At 72.0% G+C, this 19253-nt stretch carries 16 protein-coding genes and 1 riboswitch; of the genes, 6 read left to right on the forward strand and 10 right to left on the reverse strand.

The window, feature by feature from the left end:
• Positions 1 to 3: 3 nt before the first annotated feature.
• The 4 genes from IF73_RS0126215 to IF73_RS0126235 all read right to left on the reverse strand — a co-directional run bounded on the left by IF73_RS0126215 (position 4) and on the right by IF73_RS0126235 (position 3307).
• Complete coding sequence (locus IF73_RS0126215; protein ID WP_078868262.1) at positions 4 to 1851, reverse strand: ABC transporter ATP-binding protein; 1848 nt, start codon at positions 1849 to 1851, stop codon at positions 4 to 6.
• Positions 1848 to 2390, reverse strand: a complete 543-nt coding sequence (locus tag IF73_RS42215; protein WP_234338341.1) for a TlpA family protein disulfide reductase — start codon at positions 2388 to 2390, stop codon at positions 1848 to 1850. Before IF73_RS42215 ends, IF73_RS0126215 begins: the two co-directional genes overlap by 4 nt.
• Positions 2391 to 2421: 31 nt before the next feature.
• A complete protein-coding gene (locus IF73_RS0126230; RefSeq protein ID WP_063833481.1) occupies positions 2422 to 3030 on the reverse strand; it encodes a MauE/DoxX family redox-associated membrane protein in 609 nt (202 codons plus the stop codon).
• 97 nt (positions 3031 to 3127) lie between these two features.
• Positions 3128 to 3307, reverse strand: coding sequence for a hypothetical protein (locus IF73_RS0126235; protein ID WP_030498261.1), 180 nt, complete (start codon positions 3305 to 3307; stop codon positions 3128 to 3130).
• Between the two features lie 330 nt (positions 3308 to 3637).
• Between IF73_RS0126235 and IF73_RS0126240 the strand changes: the two genes are divergently transcribed.
• The gene (locus IF73_RS0126240; RefSeq protein WP_031012274.1) at positions 3638 to 4372 is read left to right on the forward strand and encodes a transporter substrate-binding domain-containing protein; all 735 of its coding nucleotides are present in this window, start codon (positions 3638 to 3640) and stop codon (positions 4370 to 4372) included.
• Here IF73_RS0126240 and IF73_RS0126245 read toward each other — a convergent pair whose 3' ends face one another.
• Together IF73_RS0126245 and IF73_RS42220 are read right to left on the reverse strand one after the other, a co-directional pair.
• On the reverse strand, positions 4373 to 5362 hold the full coding sequence (locus tag IF73_RS0126245) for an NAD-dependent epimerase/dehydratase family protein (RefSeq protein WP_031012276.1): 990 nt from the start codon (positions 5360 to 5362) through the stop codon (positions 4373 to 4375).
• A 96-nt stretch (positions 5363 to 5458) separates the two neighbouring features.
• On the reverse strand, positions 5459 to 8584 hold the full coding sequence (locus IF73_RS42220; protein ID WP_234338342.1) for an FG-GAP repeat domain-containing protein: 3126 nt from the start codon (positions 8582 to 8584) through the stop codon (positions 5459 to 5461).
• 404 nt (positions 8585 to 8988) lie between these two features.
• On the opposite strand from IF73_RS42220, the gene IF73_RS0126255 reads away from it, so the two are divergent.
• Together IF73_RS0126255 and IF73_RS0126260 are read left to right on the forward strand one after the other, a co-directional pair.
• Complete coding sequence (locus IF73_RS0126255; RefSeq protein ID WP_031012280.1) at positions 8989 to 9747, forward strand: class I SAM-dependent methyltransferase; 759 nt, start codon at positions 8989 to 8991, stop codon at positions 9745 to 9747.
• Positions 9748 to 9809: 62 nt separating this feature from the next.
• Positions 9810 to 10142, forward strand: a complete 333-nt coding sequence (locus IF73_RS0126260; protein WP_031012282.1) for a hypothetical protein — start codon at positions 9810 to 9812, stop codon at positions 10140 to 10142.
• 92 nt (positions 10143 to 10234) lie between these two features.
• On the opposite strand, the gene groL is transcribed toward IF73_RS0126260, so the two are convergent.
• The 4 genes from groL to thrC form a co-directional block, all read right to left on the reverse strand.
• Positions 10235 to 11857: a chaperonin GroEL gene (gene groL, locus IF73_RS0126265; protein ID WP_031012284.1), complete on the reverse strand. Its 1623-nt coding sequence runs from the start codon at positions 11855 to 11857 to the stop codon at positions 10235 to 10237.
• 418 nt (positions 11858 to 12275) lie between these two features.
• Positions 12276 to 12479, reverse strand: a complete 204-nt coding sequence (locus IF73_RS0126270) for a cold-shock protein (RefSeq protein WP_030498267.1) — start codon at positions 12477 to 12479, stop codon at positions 12276 to 12278.
• A gap of 414 nt (positions 12480 to 12893) precedes the next feature.
• The gene (locus tag IF73_RS0126275) at positions 12894 to 13172 is read right to left on the reverse strand and encodes a MoaD/ThiS family protein (protein WP_031012286.1); all 279 of its coding nucleotides are present in this window, start codon (positions 13170 to 13172) and stop codon (positions 12894 to 12896) included.
• Positions 13173 to 13195: 23 nt separating this feature from the next.
• Positions 13196 to 14539: a threonine synthase gene (gene thrC / locus IF73_RS0126280; protein WP_158822152.1), complete on the reverse strand. Its 1344-nt coding sequence runs from the start codon at positions 14537 to 14539 to the stop codon at positions 13196 to 13198.
• Positions 14524 to 14668, reverse strand: a riboswitch (SAM riboswitch). It overlaps the preceding gene by 16 nt.
• A 121-nt stretch (positions 14669 to 14789) precedes the next feature.
• Here thrC and IF73_RS0126285 point away from each other — a divergent pair.
• From IF73_RS0126285 to IF73_RS0126295, 3 genes are all read left to right on the forward strand, one after another.
• Complete coding sequence (locus IF73_RS0126285; RefSeq protein ID WP_031012290.1) at positions 14790 to 15731, forward strand: glucosyl-3-phosphoglycerate synthase; 942 nt, start codon at positions 14790 to 14792, stop codon at positions 15729 to 15731.
• A gap of 147 nt (positions 15732 to 15878) precedes the next feature.
• Positions 15879 to 17705: a DUF11 domain-containing protein gene (locus IF73_RS0126290; protein ID WP_031012292.1), complete on the forward strand. Its 1827-nt coding sequence runs from the start codon at positions 15879 to 15881 to the stop codon at positions 17703 to 17705.
• A 93-nt stretch (positions 17706 to 17798) separates the two neighbouring features.
• Complete coding sequence (locus IF73_RS0126295; RefSeq protein WP_031012294.1) at positions 17799 to 19244, forward strand: alpha,alpha-trehalose-phosphate synthase (UDP-forming); 1446 nt, start codon at positions 17799 to 17801, stop codon at positions 19242 to 19244.
• The last annotated feature ends 9 nt before the right edge of the window (positions 19245 to 19253 follow it).

The following is a 19253-nucleotide window of genomic DNA, read 5'->3' on the forward strand; positions in this document are numbered from 1 at the left end:
TCTTCAGGACACCGGGTCGGGGACCGGCGCGTCCGAACGGTAGCCGTCCGCCTGGAGCGTGAACAGCTCCGCGTACCGGCCGCCGCGCGCCATCAGCGTCTCGTGCGTCCCCTCCTCGACCACCCGGCCGTCGCCGAGGACGACGATGCGGCCGGCGTCGCGGACGGCGCTCAGCCGGTGCGAGACGAGCACGCCGGTCGCGCCGCCCCGCAGGGTGCGCAGGCTGTCGTGGATCTCCTTCTCCGCCTCCGCGTCGAGACCCGCGCTGGGCTCGTCGAGGATCATCAGGTCGGCGTCGGCGCGCATGAACGCCCGGGCCACGGCGACCCGTTGCCACTCGCCGCCGGAGAGCGACTGGCCGCCGGGGCCCGCGCCGCCCTGTTCGCCGTCCGGGACGAAGATCCGGCTGAGGAGGGTGGCGTATCCGGCGGGCAGCCGGGTGAGCCGGTCGTGGATGCCGGCGGCACGGGCGGCGCCGGTGACCGCGCCGGTGTCGCCGGCCCGGTCGAGCCGCCCGAGGCCGACGTTCTCGCCCGCGGTGAGGTCGTACCGGCAGTAGTCCTGGAAGACGACGCCGATCCGGCGGCGGTACTCGTCCGGAGCGAAGCGGCGGATGTCGGTGCCGTCCCAGAGGATGCGGCCCTCGGTCGGGTCGTACAGCCGGCACAGCAGCTTCACCAGGGTGCTCTTGCCGGCGCCGTTCAGGCCGACGAGGGCGGTGGCCGCGCCCGCGGTGAGCGTCAGGTCGACGCCCCGCAGCACCCACGGCGAGCTGTCGTCGTACCGGAACCAGACGTTCTCGAAGGTGATCGAGGAGCGCAGCGGCGCGGGCCGTTCGGCCGGGCCTTCGGGCTGCCGCAGGTCGGGGGCGAGGTCGCGCAGGGCGCGGTAGGAGACGAAGGTGAGCAGGGCCTGGTAGGCGTTGCTGCCGGTGTTCGCCAGCTGGCCGACGCCGGTCTGGATGGCGGCGGTGGCGGCGAGGAAGACGGAGACGTCGCCGACGGAGAGGCTGCCCGCGCCGACGGCCCGGACGACCCAGACGAGCCCCGCGCCGTAGACGGCGACTCCGAGCACGGCCGGCCCGACTCCCCTGACGAGGTTACGGAGTTCGGTGCGGCGCTCGGCGTCGGAGGCGGCCACCAGCTCGGCCCGCGCCCGGTCCTTGAAGTGGTCCTGGAGCCCGAAGAGCCGGATCTCCTTCACCGCGTCGGTGTCGGTGAGCAGGCTCGCGTAGAACATCTGGCGGCGGCTGCGCGCCACGATGTCGCGGATGACGGCGGCCCGGCGGCGGCCGGCGGTGAGCTGGGTGCGGAAGGTCGGCAGCGCCATGACGACGGTGAGCGCGCCGAGCAGCGGGTTGAGGACGCAGACCGTGATCAGGAAGCCGAGGAAGGTCACCAGCGCCTGCACGCCGCCGACGACGGAGCCGATCAGCATGCCGGGCGCGGAGGAGCCGGCCTCCTGGGCGAGCCGGAGCTCGTCCTGGAAGGCCGGGTTCTCGAAGTACCGCAGTCCGGGCAGCCGGTTGACGCCCTCGAACAGCTCGTCCTGGACGCGGAGTTGGACCCGCCGGGCGTGCTGTTCGCGGAGGAAGTCGGTGATGGCCGGGACGAGTGCGATGCCGAGGCTGACCCCGACGAGGAGGACGGCGACGCGGACCAGGGCGTCCGTGGGCCGGTGCTGGGTGATCGCGTTGAAGAGCTCGCGGACGAGGAGCGCGGCGGCTGCGGGCAGCAGGCCGGCGACGACGCTGCCCGCGAGGTAGAGCACGAGTGCGCCCCGCCCGGCCCGCCAGGCGAGCCCGGCGGCGGTCCGCCCGGCCCCGAGCACCTCCGCCCTCGACTGCCTCACCGGGAGGCGGCGGCCGTCGGGGCGGCGGGGGCGACCTGGCCGCGGTCGCTGATCCGGCCCTCGGCGTCGACGTCGAGGTAGCTGGGCCAGCGGACGATGCCGAAGGAGGCGGAGGCGCCCTCGGAGCCGGCGGCCTCGGTGACGACCCGGGCGACGGGGTCGAGCAGGTCGATCATCCGCTGCCGCTCGGGACCGCCGCCCTTGAGGAAGACGAGCACATGGTCCCGGCCACCGGGGAAGTCCTTGGCCATGCGGGCGAATTCCGGCGCCTGCTCGATGCAGGGTCCGCAGGTGGTGGAGAGGAATCCGATGACGGATCCGTTCGCGACGGAATTCCGGTCGATCTCCTCGCCGGAATGGGTGTGGGTGCGGAATTCGGGGACGGGGGAGCCGTCGGGAAGCCTGTTCTCCGGAGCGTCGGAGACGTATTCCCCGTCTCCGGAATGACCGGAGGCGGAAACGCGGCGCGCGAGGGCGAGCAGCAGGAAGAGATTGAAGACGGAGAGACAACCGATCAGCACGACGGCGGCGACAAGCATGGAAAGGGCCTCGCTTGGTTTCTCGGCGGATTCAGGAGGTCCGCCGGCTGGTTCCGTGGGTTCCGCTGGTTCCGTGGGTTCCGCCGGTGCCGTGGGTTCCGCCGGTTCCGGTGAAGACGTCGGCGAGCAGGTCCGTCGAGAGGACGAGCGCGCTCACGCAGACCGCGCCGAGCAGGCTGACGAACACCCCGGTGGGGTCGAGGGAGCCGGCCGCCGGGACGGAGCCCGGCCCGCCCGCGGCGAGGGCGGCGAGGAATCCGGCGGCGGTCGCCCCGAGGAGGACGGCGTTGCGGACGAGGTGCGCGGGGCCGACCCGGGTGCGGGAGGCGCCGAAGCAGGAGCAGGAGGTGTCGATCTTCCGGCGGAGGACCGAGACCAGGGCCGCGGTGAAGGCCGCGATCAGACCGAAGGAGACGGCGAAGGCCCAGGTGGTGAGGGCGGGCACCCAGACTGCGGCGGCCAGGACCGCCTCCAGGACGGGCACCGCCACCGCGACCGCGCCGGTCAGCCGCCGGGGCACGACCCGCATGTCCCGGACGGTCGCGCGGAACTCCCCGGGAGCGCGCGCCTTCCCGAGCGCGGAGGCGGCGAAGACGACGGCCACGACGCACCGGAGGGCGAGGATCAGGGAGTCGGTCACGGTCTTTCCTCCGTCGGATGGGCCGGCCGGGACCCTCCCCGGGCCGCGCGGGGCGACCTGGGGAGGGTGGTTTCACCGATGGGCGCGAAAGGCGCGGTCAGCAGTCGCCCGGGTAGGACTTGGTGACGCAGGTGGGCGCCGCGGCGCAGTTCCAGGAACAGCAGACCTTGACGTAGAGCGTGGAGCCGGAGCACCAGCTGCTGCCGCCCGCGGGGCAGGCGCAGTACGCCTCGGCGCTCTCCTCGCGGAGAACGCGTCCGAGTACACGGTCCGCCATGCCGACAATTGCCTTGACCATTGGATCCCTCACAAAGTGAAGACGGATTTTTCGGGTCGTGCAAACGTTCACGAGAACTCGCGGTCCGCAACCTACCCGCCGCTCCGAATAAATGTCTAGACCAGCTTCGATCTTCGCGTCCTCCATGTGAGAACCCCGAGGTCAGGGGCTGTAAATCAGCCACCGCGAACCTGCCCCGAACCATCCGGAATGATCACCCCCATATGGACCGACCACTTCCGATAGCACGTGCACATGGCCGAAATCATTCGCTGGCTTGTCGGCGAAATTCGGCCACACCCGGCCATTCCCCCCGTAGGCTCCGCAGTCATGACGACCAAGCACCACGACCGACACGACCTCGCCGCGATCGCCGCCGACCTCGCCCCCACCGGGGTGCTGCGGGCCTCCATCAACCTCGGGAACCCGGTGCTCGCCCAGGGCACGCCGGAGGCGCCCGCCGGCATCACCGTCGACCTCGCCCGGGAGATCGGCCGACGGCTCGGACTCCCCGTGGAGACGCTCTGCTTCGACGCGGCGCGCAAGTCGTTCGAGGCGATGACGGACGGCCGCGCCGACCTGTGCTTCCTCGCCGTGGACCCGGCCCGGGAGAAGGAGGTCGCGTTCACCGCCCCGTACGTCGTCATCGAGGGCGTCTACGCGGTCCCCCGGGACTCGCCGCTCACCACCGTCGAGGACATCGACACCCCCGGCGTCCGCGTCGGCGTCAAACAGGGCTCGGCGTACGACCTCCACCTCACCCGCGCCCTCGCCCACGCCACCGTCGTCCGGGGCGCGGAGGGCGTCGACACCTTCCGCACCCTGGACCTGGAGGCCGGCGCGGGCATCCGCCAGCCGATGGCCGCCTATGTCGCCGCCCACCCCGAAGTCCGCCTGATCGACGGCCGGTTCATGGAGATCCGGCAGGCGGTGGGCACCACGACGGACAGGGCGCCGGAGACGGTCGCGTACCTCCGCTCCCTCATCGAGGAGCTGAAGAGGAACGGCTTCGTCGCCGACGCCCTGCGCCGCTCGGACCAGGACCCGGCCCTGGTCGCGCCCTGACTACTCAGCCAGCAGCGCCAGCAGTTCGGCCTCGCGCGCCGGGCTGAGCCCGGCCCGGCGCTCCCGGTCGAGCCCCTGCTCCCGCTCCCAGGCCAGCGTGTCGGCGATCACCTCGTGACGCGGCCGCTGCCGGAGCCCGGCGGCGGCCGCGGCGGCACCCGAACGCGCCTGGAAGCCGCTCCAGTCCTCCGCCACGATCCACAGCGGCAGCGACTCGGGCCCCATGAACTCCGTCACGCCCTGCTCCAGGAGCCACGCGGACCCGGCCGGCACCACGGGCCCGCGGTGCCCGGCGGCCCGGCGGGACAGCTCGATCCACTCGCCGAGCGGCACGTTCGGCCCCACCGTGTCGTACGCGCCGGTCAGCCCCTTCTCGGCCGAGTCCAGGATCCAGTCGACGAGGTCCCGCACGTCGACGACGCGGGTGGGCAGCCCGGGCTCGTCCGGCACGAGCAGCGGCGCCTCCGGGTCCCGGGCGGCCCGGGCCGCCCAGTAGCCGGTGCGGCAGCTGACGTCGCCGGGCCCGCCGATGAGCCCGGCCCGGGCGACGAGCAGCCGGTCCCCGACGGCGGCGGCCGACGCCCGCTCGCAGGCGGCCTTCGCCTCCCCGTACAACTCACGGTCGACCTCGTCGAGTTCGGTCGGCGTCATGAGCGGGGCGGACTCGTCGGCCCCGATCTCGGCCTGCGAGGCGTACACGTTCCCCGACGACACGTACGTCCAGTGCCGGGCCCGCTCCCCGAGCGCCGCCAGCGCCGCCTTCACGAACCCCGGCTGCCACGACACCTCGACCACGGCGTCCCACTCCCGGTCGAGCAGCCCGTCGTACGCCCCCGGCTCCCGCCGGTCCGCCACCACCAGCCGGGCCCCCTCCGCCACCTCCCCGCTCTCCCCCCGCGCCAGACACGTCACCGCGTGCCCCCGCGCCAACGCCCGCCGCGAAACCTCGCGCCCCACCCAAGCCGTCCCACCCAGCACCAGAATCTCCATGACCCCAGTCGACCACCGAACCCCCCGCCCCGAGACAGCAGTTCGCCGTCGGCGCACGAAATGCGCCGACGGCGAACGAACGGTTCCGGCGACGACTCAGAACAGGCCCTTGAACCCGTTCCAGCCACTGCTGCCGATCAGCACCCGGGTGCCGTACGTACCGGCTCCGGTGGAGGCGTACCGCCACAGCTTCCCGGCGGTGTCACGCGCCAGCAGATCGGCCTTTCCGTCCCCGGACAGATCCCCGACACCGACCAGCGCGGAATACCCGCCCCAGCCACCACCGACCTTCACCCGGGCGGACACACCACCGGTAGAGGTCCCGTAGTACCGCCACAGCACACCGGCCGAGTCCACCCCGAGCAGATCACCCCGCCCGTCACCGTTCAGATCCCCGGCACCGACAAGCTTCCTGTACAGCTTCCAGTTCGTCCCGATGCGGACGCGGGCCTTGAGGCTGTGGGTGGCGGTCCCACCGTAGAAGTACACATCCCCGGTCGACGCCTGCCGCACGACGAGATCGGCGTACCCGTCCCCGTTCACGTCCCCGGGCGAGGTGAGCACGTCGTACCCGCCCCAGCCCGAACCCACGAGCGTGTACGGCGACGAAGCCGTCAGCACCTTCCCGCAACCCGGCCGATACGCCCGCAGCTGGTCCCCCACCCGCGCATACACATCCGCACACCGGTCACCATTCAGATCCCCGACCGGAACGAAGAGGCTGGTGGTCGCGAACTTGTTCCCCACCCCCGCGATCCGAGCCGACACCCCACCGGTACCGGTACCCCGGTACAGCGACATCGCCCCGTAGGTGTCCATGACCAGCAGGTCACCGAACCCGTCGTCGCCGGCCATGTCCCGCCGCACGGCGGCCGCACCGGAGACGGCGAGGGCCCCGGAGGCGGTCAGGTCGGCGCCCTGCCCGTCGGCGGGCTTGGCGATGAGGGACCACACGTGGGCGCCGTTGGCGACGTACTTCCCGGCGGCGTCCTTGCCGTCCCAGGCGGGCGCGACGATGCCACGTCCCTCGCCGGTGAGGGTCCGGACGGTCTTGCCCGTGGCCTTGTTCTTGAGGACCAGCGTCCACTGAACGGGCTTCGAGACCCACCACCGCGGCTTCCACACCGCCGACTTGACGTTGACGGCGGTGGCGACGGACGAGTCGGTCACGGTGGCCCGGCTGGTGGCTCCGCCGAGACCGACGACGCGGATCGCCTGCTGGGGGTCGACGAAGGCGACGGCGCCGCCGAGGCGGTCGACGGTCCAGCCCTGGTTGTAGTTCGGCAGGCCGGGCATCGGAGTGCCGAGCGTACGGGTGACGGGCGCGCCGGACCGGACGTCGGTCACGTCCATCCGGTCGCCGCCGGGCGCATAGCTCGTGTAGGTGAGGAAACCGTCGCCGAGGACCGCCCGGCTGGTGGGGGCGAACGGGAAGCGGACGGTCTTCTTCGTCTCACGGTTGTACACGACGGCCGACCTGTGGTCGCCGCAGAGCCCGTACATCCACGGGCCGACGACGTCGAGGCCGAAGACGCCGCAGTCGGTACCGAAGTCGGCCGTGGCGACCTGCGCGCCCGTGCGCAGGTCGACCGCCGAGACCGAGTCGTTCGCCGTGGTGGCGGTCCAGAGCCGTGTGCCCCACAGCGCCTGGTTCGTGTTGTTCGAGACGAAGGTCTTGCCGGTCTCGATGTCGGCGACGACGGAGCGGGTCTCGTAGTTCTCGCTCGCGAGGAAGTGGACGTAGCGCCCGCTCGCGCCGATCAGCAGGCTCGGCCGCAGCCTGCGGGTGGTGTCCAGCTTGACCGTGCGGGTGGTCCCGCCGACGCCGGTCGTGGTCACCTGGAGCTTGATGACGCAGTCGCCGCAGAAGGGTTCGGTGCGGGACGGCGGGACGTCCTCGGTGAGGAGCGTGACGAGGCGGCCGTCGCCCGTGTCGAGCCACCGCGTCGAGGAGACGAGTCTCGTCGTGGTGGTCGGCGGACAGTTCGCGGCGGTGCCGCTGATCGCGTCGCAGCTCCAGCGCCGGGTGGCCGTCCTCGGCTCCGTGAGGGAGACGTCGTAGCGGACGAGCTCCCGCTTCGGGGCGTCGGTGTGCTCGGTGGTGAGGCGGCCGGCGGCGAGGGTCAGGCCGGTCCGCTGGACCGGCTTCGGCGGCGTGCTCAGCACCTGCGCGGTGACCGGCGTGCCGGTGGCGGCGTCGAGGGTGACGCGCCGGACGCCCCAGTGGGTGGAGTCGGTGCCGCCGACGACGTACAGGGTGCCGTCCGGGGCCCTCCGCAGGTCCTCGGCGGTGGCGGCGAGGACACCCAGGTCCCGGGCGGCGCCGGTCGTGACGTTGACCGCCTTGAGAACACGCGGGGCGTAGGGGTCGCCGACGTGGCCGACGATCCACTCGCCGAGGAGGGCGATCCTGCCTGCTCCGTAGGTGCCGCCGGGCAGGGCGACGGTCTTGCCGGGCGCCGAGGGGTCGGCGCGCAGGACGACATGGGCCTGGTCGGTGGCGTAGTCGCCGTACAGGGCGATCCGTTCCGCGCTGAGCGCGGCCTTCGGGGTGCCGGGGAAGGCGGGCACGGACGCCAGCGGCTTGAGCGTCGCGGCGGCGAAGTCGACGAGGCCGATGGCACTGCCCTGGTCGGCCCGCGTGTAGCGGACGACCGCGCCCGCGCCGTCGAAGGCCAGTACCTCCGGGCGGCCGGTGATGGCCTCGCCCGTCGTGATGTCGGTGTCCGCCGCGCCCTCGCCGAGGCCCAGCAGGCTCAGGGTGACGGCCCCGCCCTCGCTGTCGGTGCGGTAGGAGAGCAGCCGGTTCGTGCCGAAGGCGCGCAGCCAGGTGTGACCCTCGGGCCGGGCCCGGGTGAGGAGGCTGCCGGTGGCGAAGTCGTACACGGTCGCCTCTGCCGCGTCGCCGTGGTAGCCGAAGCAGCCGACCCGGTCGCCGAAGTAGGCGAGGCGGTCGGAGGAGTCGCAGAAGTCGCGCAGCTCCACCCGCCCGTCCGCCAGGCTCTGCCAGCGCAGCCGCCCGGTCGCCGGGTCGGCGGTCTGCACGCCGCTGCCGGCGCCGAAGAGCTGCTGCTGCGGCGGGGTGACGCTCGGCGGCGCCGGGATCGTCACCTCGTACGGACTGGTGGAGGCGGCCACGGCCCCCGGCGCGGTGACGGCCGAGAGGCCGGTGAGGCCCAGCGCTGCGCTCAACGCGAGCGCGACGGCTCTACGAACGGACAAGAAAGGGGTTCCCCTCGTGCGTGAAGTCGATGACGACAGTGCGTGTGGAGGGGTGCGGAAGACGTCGTACGCGGATGGGCGCACGCTCCGGGCCGAGGGTGCCGGCCCGATAGCCCCCCACCTGCCGGCAGCGGGATCGTACAGCCGCGCGAAACACCGCCGCCACCACGTATCTCCGCCACCCGAAAACCCACCCGGGCGGCCCTGGAAAAGCCCCCTCACAGCCCCGTGAAGCCCCCTCCGCCACGACCTCACCCCGCCCCCGGGGGCCGTGGGTCGCGGCCCCGCGGAACGCCCGTCCACCCCCCTCCCAGAGCCTCCACCACCACCCCCAACACCCGCCCTGACCTGGGCATTTGAGTCCCCTCCCCCTACCCTGGAAGTCACGTCGAGGGGAGATCCACATGGAGCAGACGGTGCCGACGACGGACCGGAACATCCGCACGGTCGAGGACGTCCTGACACTGCTGGACGGGCTGTTCGCGCCCGGGGCCGACCGGTGGACGGAGGGCGGCGCCGCATGGTGGGACGGCTTCTACGCGGACCGGGAGCGGCCGGTGCCGTTCTTCGTCCCGAAGCCGGACGAGAACCTGGCGGCGTACGCGGAACGGGGCCTGCTCACGGGCGCCGGCCGCGCCCTCGACCTGGGCTGCGGCCCGGCCCGGAACGCCCTGTACCTCGCCTCGCTCGGCTACGAGGTGGACGCGGTCGACCTCTCGGCGACGGCGATCGGCTGGGCGCAGGAGCGGGCCCGCGAGAACGGCGTCGACACCATCCGCTTCACCTGCGGCAACGCCTTCGCGCCCGGCACCGTCGAGGGCCCGTACGACCTCGTCTACGACTCCGGCTGCCTCCACCACCTCCCCCCGCACCGCCGCGTCAGCTACCTGGCCCTCCTGGACCGCGTCCTCGCCCCCGGCGGCCACTTCGCCCTGACGGCCTTCGCGGCGGGCGAGGGCGGCATGGGCTCGGAGCGCCCCGACGCCGACTTCTACCGCGCGGGCGCCCTGGAAGGCGGCCTCGCCTACACGGACACGGACCTCCGCGCCCTCTTCGCCGACGACCTGGACACGGTGGAGCTGCGCCGCATGCGCGACGAACCCGCCGACTCCCCCCACTTCGGCAGGAGCTTCCTCTGGACGGCGCTCTTCCGCCGCCCGTAGAACAGGGAGGAGGGCGCCGAACCCGCGGGCGAGACGGTACCGCCCGCCCCTACCCTGCCCCCATGGGAGTCAGAAGGTCCTCGTACGTGTGCCTGCCGTGCCGGGGCTCGTACAAGCAGGGGTCCGAGCACGGGCACGAGCACCGGTGTCCGCGGTGCGGGGAGCCGATGATCGGCGTCGGGACGGCGTTCCAGCCGCCGAGGCGGCGGGACGACGAGGGGTGGCGGGTGCTCTCCGTGCTGCTGCACGCGGGCGTACGGTTCCACACCAGCTGCTGCCAGGGCTGCGGCCCCGGCTACCGTCCCCGCACCCTCGCCGAGGTGAAGGCCCGTGTCGCGTACGCCCGCCGTACGGCCGTGCCGCTCGCCGAGGCGCTCGTACGCCCCGTCGTCTGAGGGCCGGGAACGCGCCGAGGGCGGCACCCCCTTCGCAGGGGGTGCCGCCCTCGGCGTTTCGCGTTCAGCGATGAACCACCGATCCGTCAGGATCAGAAGTCCATGTCACCGCCCGGCATGCCGCCGCCGGCCGGGGCCGCGGCCTTCTCCGGCTTGTCGGCGATGACGGCCTCGGTGGTGAGGAAGAGCGCGGCGATCGACGCGGCGTTCTGCAGCGCGGAGCGCGTCACCTTGGCCGGGTCGATGATGCCCTCGGCGACCAGGTCGACGTACTCGCCGGTCGCGGCGTTGAGGCCGTGACCCGGGGTGAGGTTGCGGACCTTCTCGACCACGACGCCGCCCTCCAGGCCGGCGTTGACCGCGATCTGCTTGATCGGGGCCTCCAGGGCGAGCTTGACGATCGCGGCACCGGTGGCCTCGTCGCCGTCCAGCTCCAGCTTCTCGAAGACGCTGGAAGCCTGGAGCAGGGCCACGCCACCGCCGGCGACGATGCCCTCCTCGACGGCCGCCTTGGCGTTGCGCACGGCGTCCTCGATGCGGTGCTTGCGCTCCTTGAGCTCGACCTCGGTCGCGGCACCGGCCTTGATGACCGCCACGCCGCCGGCGAGCTTCGCGAGGCGCTCCTGGAGCTTCTCGCGGTCGTAGTCGGAGTCGCTGTTCTCGATCTCGGCGCGGATCTGGTTCACGCGGCCCGCGACCTGCTCGCTGTCACCGGCACCGTCGACGATGGTGGTCTCGTCCTTGGTGATGACGACCTTGCGGGCGCGGCCCAGCAGGTCGAGACCGGCCGACTCCAGCTTGAGGCCGACCTCCTCGGAGATGACCGTGCCGCCGGTGAGGATGGCGATGTCCTGGAGCATGGCCTTGCGGCGGTCGCCGAAGCCCGGGGCCTTGACCGCGACGGAGCGGAAGGTGCCGCGGATCTTGTTGACGACCAGGGTCGACAGGGCCTCGCCCTCGACGTCCTCGGCGATGATCAGCAGCGGCTTGCCCGACTGCATGACCTTCTCCAGGAGCGGGAGGAGGTCCTTCACGGAGGAGATCTTGGAGTTGACGATGAGGATGTACGGGTCCTCGAGCGCGGCCTCCATGCGCTCCATGTCGGTCGCGAAGTACGCCGAGATGTAGCCCTTGTCGAAGCGCATGCCCTCGGTGAGCTCGAGCTCGAGACCGAAGGTCTGCGACTCCTCGACGGTGATGACGCCTTCCTTGCCGACCTTGTCCATCGCCTCGGCGATGAGCTCGCCGATCTGCGTGTCGGCGGCGGAGATGGAGGCGGTGGAGGCGATCTGCTCCTTCGTCTCGACCTCCTTCGCCTGGTCGAGCAGGGCGCCGGAGACGGCCTCGACGGCCTTCTCGATGCCGCGCTTGAGGGCCATCGGGTTGGCGCCGGCGGCGACGTTGCGGAGGCCCTCGCGGACGAGCGCCTGGGCGAGGACCGTGGCGGTGGTCGTACCGTCGCCGGCGACGTCGTCCGTCTTCTTGGCGACTTCCTTGACCAGCTCGGCGCCGATCTTCTCGTACGGGTCCTCGAGCTCGATCTCCTTGGCGATGGAGACACCATCGTTGGTGATCGTGGGGGCGCCCCACTTCTTCTCGAGGACGACGTTACGGCCCTTGGGGCCGAGGGTGACCTTGACGGCGTCAGCGAGCTGGTTCATGCCGCGCTCGAGACCGCGCCGGGCCTCCTCGTCGAACGCGATGATCTTGGCCATGTGAAGTGGTCCTCCCGGACATGGGGTGGATAACGCTCCAGGACCGCGCCGACGCCCGCGACGGACGGCCTCCGCGTTCCGCGTGGTTCCTTGCCCCACCCGGGTCGGCGGCCTCGCCGTGCTCGGTCCTCGTAGCACTCTCACCTTCCGAGTGCTAACGCCAATGATTAGCACTCGACCCATGCGAGTGCAAGCGACTCTCGTGGATCGGGCAGTGGAGCGGGCGGCGGATCGGGCGGCGGATCGGGCGGCGGATCGGGCGATGGATCGGGCGATGGATCGGGCAGCGCCTCGGGCAGCGCCTCGGGCAGCTCCGCGCCGGAGCGGCGAGACGCTCCAGGGAACGCGTGAGGGGCCCGCATCCCTGGGGATGCGGGCCCCTCGACGACGAGACGTCGGTGGCCGATCGCGCCGCGCCTCAGGCGGTCACCTTGACCATGTCCGCCTGCGGACCCTTCTGACCCTGCGAGATCTCGAACTCGACTCGCTGGCCCTCTTCGAGGCTGCGGTACCCATCCATCTGGATGGCGCTGTAGTGGACGAAAACATCCGCACCACCGTCGACCGCGATGAAGCCGTAGCCCTTCTCCGCGTTGAACCACTTGACGGTGCCCTGAGCCATGCCTAACTCCCCTATTACGTACTGGCCCTTGAGCGGACCCGCACTTCACGGACCCGGGTCAGAACCTGCGCCGGAACGCGTCGACCGCCGCTGAATGTATCTGTCCAACTGCCCTCCGCAACAGGGCAATCGACCGAGAATTCTGGAGGGCGCGGAAAGGGGGATCGGGAAGAAATCCTGGAATTGCGGGGCAAGTCGGGCCGGGCGAAAGGCGCATAAGGGGCAGACTGCGCACGCTTTTCGGCCGCTTGTTGTCGCATTCTTGTCAGGTCCGAGGCCGCTCTCATATGCGTCCGGCATGAGCGGCGGAGGGGACTTCCCCAACTCTACCGCGCTCAACCATGCAGAATTGCCCCCTCCGCTTTCTCTCGCGGAAGGGGCAATTCTGTAGCGAAAGCTACCAACAGGTAGGGGTCAGCAGCCGCCGGCCACCGCGGGGATGATCGAGACGCCCGCGCCGTCCGGCGTGGCGGTCTCCAGGCCCTGCTCGAAGCGCACGTCGTCGTCGTTGACGTAGACGTTGACGAAGCGGCGCAGCTTGCCCTGGTCGTCGAGGACGCGGGCGGCGATGCCGGTGTGGTTCTTCTCCAGGTCGGCGATGACCTCGGCGAGGGTCGCGCCCTCGGCGGCGACCTCGGCCTGCCCGCCGGTGTAGGTACGGAGGATGGTGGGGATGCGGACGTTCACGGCCATGGCTGTCGTGGTGCCTCTCTGAGTCAGTGGGCCAGGCCCGCGTCGCGGAACGCGTCCAGGCTCGGGCGGATGGTGGCGGTCGCCTGAGAACTGTCGGCCACGGCGTCCAGGGTCTTGAGCCCGTCACCGGTGTTGAGGACGACGGTGGTGAGGTCCGGGTCGATGACACCGGCCTCGACGAGCTTGCGCGCCACGCCCACGGTCACGCCGCCGGCCGTCTCGGCGAAGATGCCCTCGGTCCGGGCGAGCAGCTTGATCGCGTCCACGACCTGCTCGTCGTTCACGTCCTCCACCGCGCCGCCGGTGCGGCGGGCGATGTCGAGGACGTACGGGCCGTCGGCCGGGTTGCCGATCGCGAGGGACTTGGCGATGGTGTTCGGCTTCTGGGGGCGGACCACGTCGTGGCCGGCCTTGAAGGCCGCCGACACCGGGGAGCAGCCCTCCGCCTGGGCGCCGAAGATCTTGTACGGCTTGTCCTCGACCAGGCCCAGCTTGACGAGCTCCTGGAGCCCCTTGTCGATCTTGGTGAGCTGGGAGCCGGAGGCGATCGGGATGACCAGCTGGTCGGGGATGACCCAGCCGAGCTGCTCGCAGATCTCGTACGCGAGCGTCTTGGAGCCCTCGCCGTAGTACGGCCGCAGGTTGACGTTCACGAAGCCCCAGCCCTCGCCGAGCGGGTCGCCGATGAGCTCCGAGCAGAAGCGGTTGACGTCGTCGTAGTTGCCCTCGATGGCGACGAGGTCACCGCCGTAGACACCGGCCATGACGACCTTGCCCTGCTCCAGGTCGTGCGGGATGAAGACGCAGGAGCGGAAGCCGGCGCGGGCGGCGGCGGCGCCGACGGCGCCGGCCAGGTTGCCGGTGGAGGAGCAGGAGAGGGTGGTGAAGCCGAAGGCGCGGGCGGCCTCGATGGCCTGGGCGACGACCCGGTCCTTGAAGGAGTGGGTCGGGTTGCCGGAGTCGTCCTTGACGAAGAGCTTGCCGGGGGCGACGCCGATCTCCCGGGCGAGGTTGTCGGCCTTGACGAGCGGGGTCCAGCCGGGGTTCAGGTTCGGCTTCTCGGCGACGTCGGCCGGGACGGGCAGCAGGGGCGCGTACCGCCAGATGTTCGCGGGGCCCGCCTCGATCCGCTTCCGCAGCTCCTCGGGGTCGCCGGCCGGCAGGTCGTAGGCCACTTCGAGGGGGCCGAAACACAGCTCACAGGCGAAGATCGGGCCGAGGGCGAAGACCTCGCCGCACTCGCGGCAGGAGAGTCCGGACGCGGGGCCGAGATCGACGGTGGAGGCAGTGGTGTCGGCAGCGGCGGTTGCGGGTGCGACGGTGTTTACAGCCATGGAGGCGAGGCCCTTTCTCCTCATCTTTCCCATGACGAATTGTTCGCCATGAGACGGATTTGGCACCTTCCCTAGCCGGTGGCCTCGCTGGAGTACGAGTGACCGACTGGAGGGTTGCCGGGGCTTCAACGGGCCGTATCCCTCTGCCCCTCTGGATGAGCGGTATTCGATTGTGGGACGCGGGTGGGACCCCGACATGCATCGGGCCTCCGCGTTGTTCAAGACTGTAACCGAAGGCTTCGAAGGTGGAGACGGACGTCCGATCCGCGAGATGGAGATCACGTTGCTGGAAGAAGTGGAGCGCTGGCTGACCCGGCGGTCCTGGTCCGTGTCCGACCGGCCCCTCGAACGGGTGCTCGCCGCCAAGCGGGGGACGACGGTCAGCGTGGTGCTGCCCGCGCTGAACGAGGAGGCGACCGTCGGGGACATCGTCAGCGTGATCCGGCGCGAGCTGATGACCGAGGCGGTACCGCTCGTCGACGAGCTGGTGGTGATCGACTCGGGCTCCACGGACCGCACGGCCGAGGTCGCGGCGGCGGCCGGCGCGCGGGTGGTCGCCCGGGACGACATACTCCCCCGGATCCCGGCCGTCCCGGGCAAGGGCGAGGTCCTGTGGCGCTCACTCATGGTGACGAGCGGGGACGTGGTCTGCTTCGTCGACGCGGACCTGCGGGACTTCTCCGCGGACTTCGTCACGGGGATCGTCGGCCCGCTGCTCACCGACCCGGACGTCGACTTCGTCAAGGCGATGTACGACCGCCCCTTCGGCGACACGCCAGGTCAAGGAGGGCGGGTGACGGAGCTGGTGGCGCGCCCGCTGCTCAATCTGCACTGGCCGCGGCTGGCCGGCTTCGTCCAGCCGCTGGGCGGCGAGTACGCGGCGCGCCGCTCGCTGCTCGAACGGCTCCCCTTCCCCGTCGGTTACGGAGTGGAGCTGGGCCTCCTCGTCGACGCGCTGCACACGGTGGGCCTGGACGCGCTCGCGCAGGTGGACGTGGGGGTGCGCAAGCACCGGCACCAGGACGGGCAGGCGCTGGGCCGAATGGCGGCGGCGATCTACCGGACGGCGCAGCTGCGGCTCTCCCGGGGCCATCTCGTCCGCCCCCGGCTCACCCAGTTCGAGCGGGGCGCGGCGGGCTTCGAACCGCGGACGTACGCGGTGGACACGGAGGAGCGCCCGCCGATGGCCGGGATAGCGGAGTACGCGCAGCGGCGCGTGGCCTGAGCGGGGCGCGGCGGGGGCGCGCTCGGGATGCGCTGGGGGCGCGGTCGAGGCGCGGTCCGGGCGCGAGCGGGGCCCGGTCGAGGAGGAGGCGCACCGCCGCGTGGCGTAACGCCCACAGATAGTGCGCTTTGCCTACATTGCCCTTTTATGCGCTTCGTACGATCTCACCCCGCCCGGGTGCTCGCGGCGGGACTCCTCGCCGCGACCGCCCTCTCGCCGGCGGCGGCCGGACCGGCCGCCGCCGATGTCGTCGAACCCTTCGGGCAGCGGTACCAGGAGTCCCTGTACGGCGACTTCACCACCGCCGGCAACACCGTCATGGGCTGCCCGACCGCCCCCGCCGACCTGGCGGCCCGCTGCGCCGCCGCCACGAAGGGCGAGGGCGCCGACAACAACAACACCTTCGTGATGCGGCGCCTCGACACCGACGGCAGCGGCGGCGGATACGGCTCCAGCACCGGCCGGGTCCGGATCCCCGAGGGCGCCGAGGTGGCCTACGCGCGCCTCTACTGGGGCGGCAACGACGGCACGTACCGGGGCCCCAGCGGGGCGGCGCTGAAGCGCTGCGACATCTCCGGCGCGGACGTCGAGCGCTCCCCCGGCGACCCGGCGACCACGGCCCCGCTGCTCACGGTCGGCGGGAAGCCGGCCGCGCGGGTCTCGATCGACAGCATGGTCGTCGACCCGGCCGATACCAGCGGACCGCACTACTACACGGGCGAGTCCGACGTGACCGCCGCCTTCGCGGCCGTCTCGGGGACGAGCGCGCCGGTGGCGGTCGGCGTGGGCGGGGTGTGGGCGCCGAACGGCAAGGGCTGCGTCGCCGGCTGGTCCCTCACCGTCGTCTACCGCTTCCCGGGCCCGGACCCGGTGAAGGCGCCCGGGCGGCGCTCCGTCCACGTCTACGGCGGGCACGTGCTGCAGCGCTCGACCTCCCCGGCCACCACGATCACGGTGGACGGCTTCCACCGCTCCCCGGGGAAGGCGCGGGCGAGCGTGACGGCGTACGAGGGCGACTGGAACACGCCCGGCGACAGGTTCCTGGTGGACGGGAAGAACGTCACCGAGACCCACACGGGCAACAGCGACAACTTCTTCGTCGGCGAGGACGACGGCGCGGTCGCCCCGGACCTCGTCAACAACCTCTCCCTCGACGCCAAGGAGTTCGACGTCCCGGAGGGCGCGATCCCGGTCGGCGCGACCTCGGCGGAGCTGACCTTCTCCACCGACGGCGACACCTACGTCCCCTCCGGTCTGGCCTTCTCGGTGCCGGTGCCGGACCTGGAGGTCACCAAGACGGCGCACCCGCGCACGGTGCGGCCGGGCGACACCCTCACGTACACGATCACCGCGAAGAACACCAGCGGGCTCGACCACCCGAACGCCTCCTTCGCCGACGACCTGACCGACACCCTCGACGACGCCGACTACGCGGGCGACGCGCAGGCGGACCTCGGGAAGCTCACGTACGAGAAGCGGCGGATCGGCTGGAGCGGCGACATCCCGGCCGGGAAGACGGCCACGGTGACGTACTCGGTGAAGGTGAAGGACCCGGTCACCGGCGACGGGAAGCTCCGCAACGCCGTCGAGGTGGCCTCCCCGCGCTCCAACTGCGGCGCGGGCAGCGAGGACCCGGCGTGCGCGGTGGCGCCGGTGGTGGAGACGCCGTCGCCGTCCCCGTCCCCGTCCTCCTCGTCGCCGACCCCGACCCCGACCCCGACCCCGACGGTCGACCCGACGACGGCAACCCCGACCCCCTCCACCCCGGACCCGACCACCCCCTCCCCCTCCGTGACGACCACCGTGGCCCCGGCACCCGGCCCCGGCACCGGCACCGGCTCCACGGGAGGCGGCGGCTCGATGGCCGAGACCGGAAGCAGCGGGGAGCGGCTGTGGCTGCTCGGCGCGCTGGCGGTCGTCCTCGCGGCGACGGGCCTGGTGGCGAAGGCGGCGATGCGCGGCCGACGCGGCTGACACGGCTGACCTGCGGCGCGACGCAGCGTGGCCGGATCGACGCGTCTCGTATACGTACGTTTGAGCGTTTACGGGACGGGCTAGGTTCGCCACATGGTTTCCGTACTCGTGGCATCCAACCGGGGCCCCGTCTCGTACACGCTCGGTGACGACGGCACGCTCTCCTCCCGCAGGGGCGGGGGCGGCCTCGTCTCCGGCCTGAGCGCCGTGGACTCGCAGGACAGCCTCTGGGTGTGCGCGGCGCTCGGCGACGGCGACCGCGAGGCCGTCCGGCGCGGCGTCGCCGAGCCCGGCGTGCGGATGCTGGACATCGACCCGGAGGTGTACGCCGACGCGTACAACGGCATCGCGAACTCGATGCTCTGGTTCCTCCACCACCACCTGTACGACATCCCGCGCGAGCCCGTCTTCGACGCGGAGTTCCGCCGCCGCTGGGAGTCGTACCGCGCCTACAACCGCGCCTTCGCCGAGGCGCTGGCCGCCGAGGCCGGCGAGGGCGCGGCGGTCCTGGTGCAGGACTACCACCTGGCGCTGGTCCCCGGGATGCTCCGCGAGCTCCGCCCCGACCTCAGGATCGGCCACTTCACGCACACACCGTGGGTGTCGTCGGAGTACCTGCGGATGGTGCCGGACGACATCGTCGAGGAGCTGCTGTGGGGCATGCTCGGCGCGGACGAGCTCGGTTTCCACACCTGGGGATGGGCGTCGCACTTCATCGGCTGCTGCTCCCAGCGCGACGACTCCACCGGCATGGCGCAGGGCGTCTGGCCGAGCGGCGACCCCTGGTACGGGGTGGAGTGGCGGCGGTACGGCGTCGGGAAGGGCCGCACCCGGGTCCAGGTGTACGCGCTCGGCGTCGACGGCGACGAGCTGCGGGCCCTGGCCCACCGCCCCGAGGTCGACGACCGGCTGGCGCGGCTCCGCGCGGAGGTCGGGGACCGGAAGACCATCGTCCGCGTCGACCGCACCGAACTCTCCAAGAACATCCTCCGCGGCCTGCTCGCCTACCGCGAACTGCTCACCACGCACCCCGAGTGGCGGGACAGGGTCGTCCACCTGGCCTCCGCCTACCCCTCCCGGCAGGACCTGGAGTCGTACCGCGCGTACACGGCCTCGGTCGTCGCACTCGCCGAGGAGATCAACGCCGAGTTCGGCACGGCCGACTGGCAGCCGGTCCTGGTCTCGGTGGAGGACGACTTCCCCCGCTCCCTGGCGGCCTACCGCCTCGCCGACGTGGCCCTGGTCAACCCGGTCCGCGACGGCATGAACCTGGTCGCGAAGGAGATACCGGTGGTCTCCGACGCCGGCTGCGCCCTGGTCCTGTCGACGGGCGCCGGCGCCCACCAGGAGCTGCGCGCGGACGCCCTCACCGTCAACCCCTACGACGTCTCCGCGACCGCCGAGGCCCTCCACCAGGCCCTGACCATGCCCCCCGACGAACGCGCCGCCCGCACGGCCCGCCTGGCCGAAGCGGCCACCGCCCTCCCGCCCCAGCGCTGGTTCCTCGACCAGCTGAAGGCCCTCCGCGACCCGTCCTAGACGCGCACG

Source organism: Streptomyces sp. NRRL F-5727, from assembly GCF_000719555.1.
Lineage (GTDB): Bacteria > Actinomycetota > Actinomycetes > Streptomycetales > Streptomycetaceae > Streptomyces.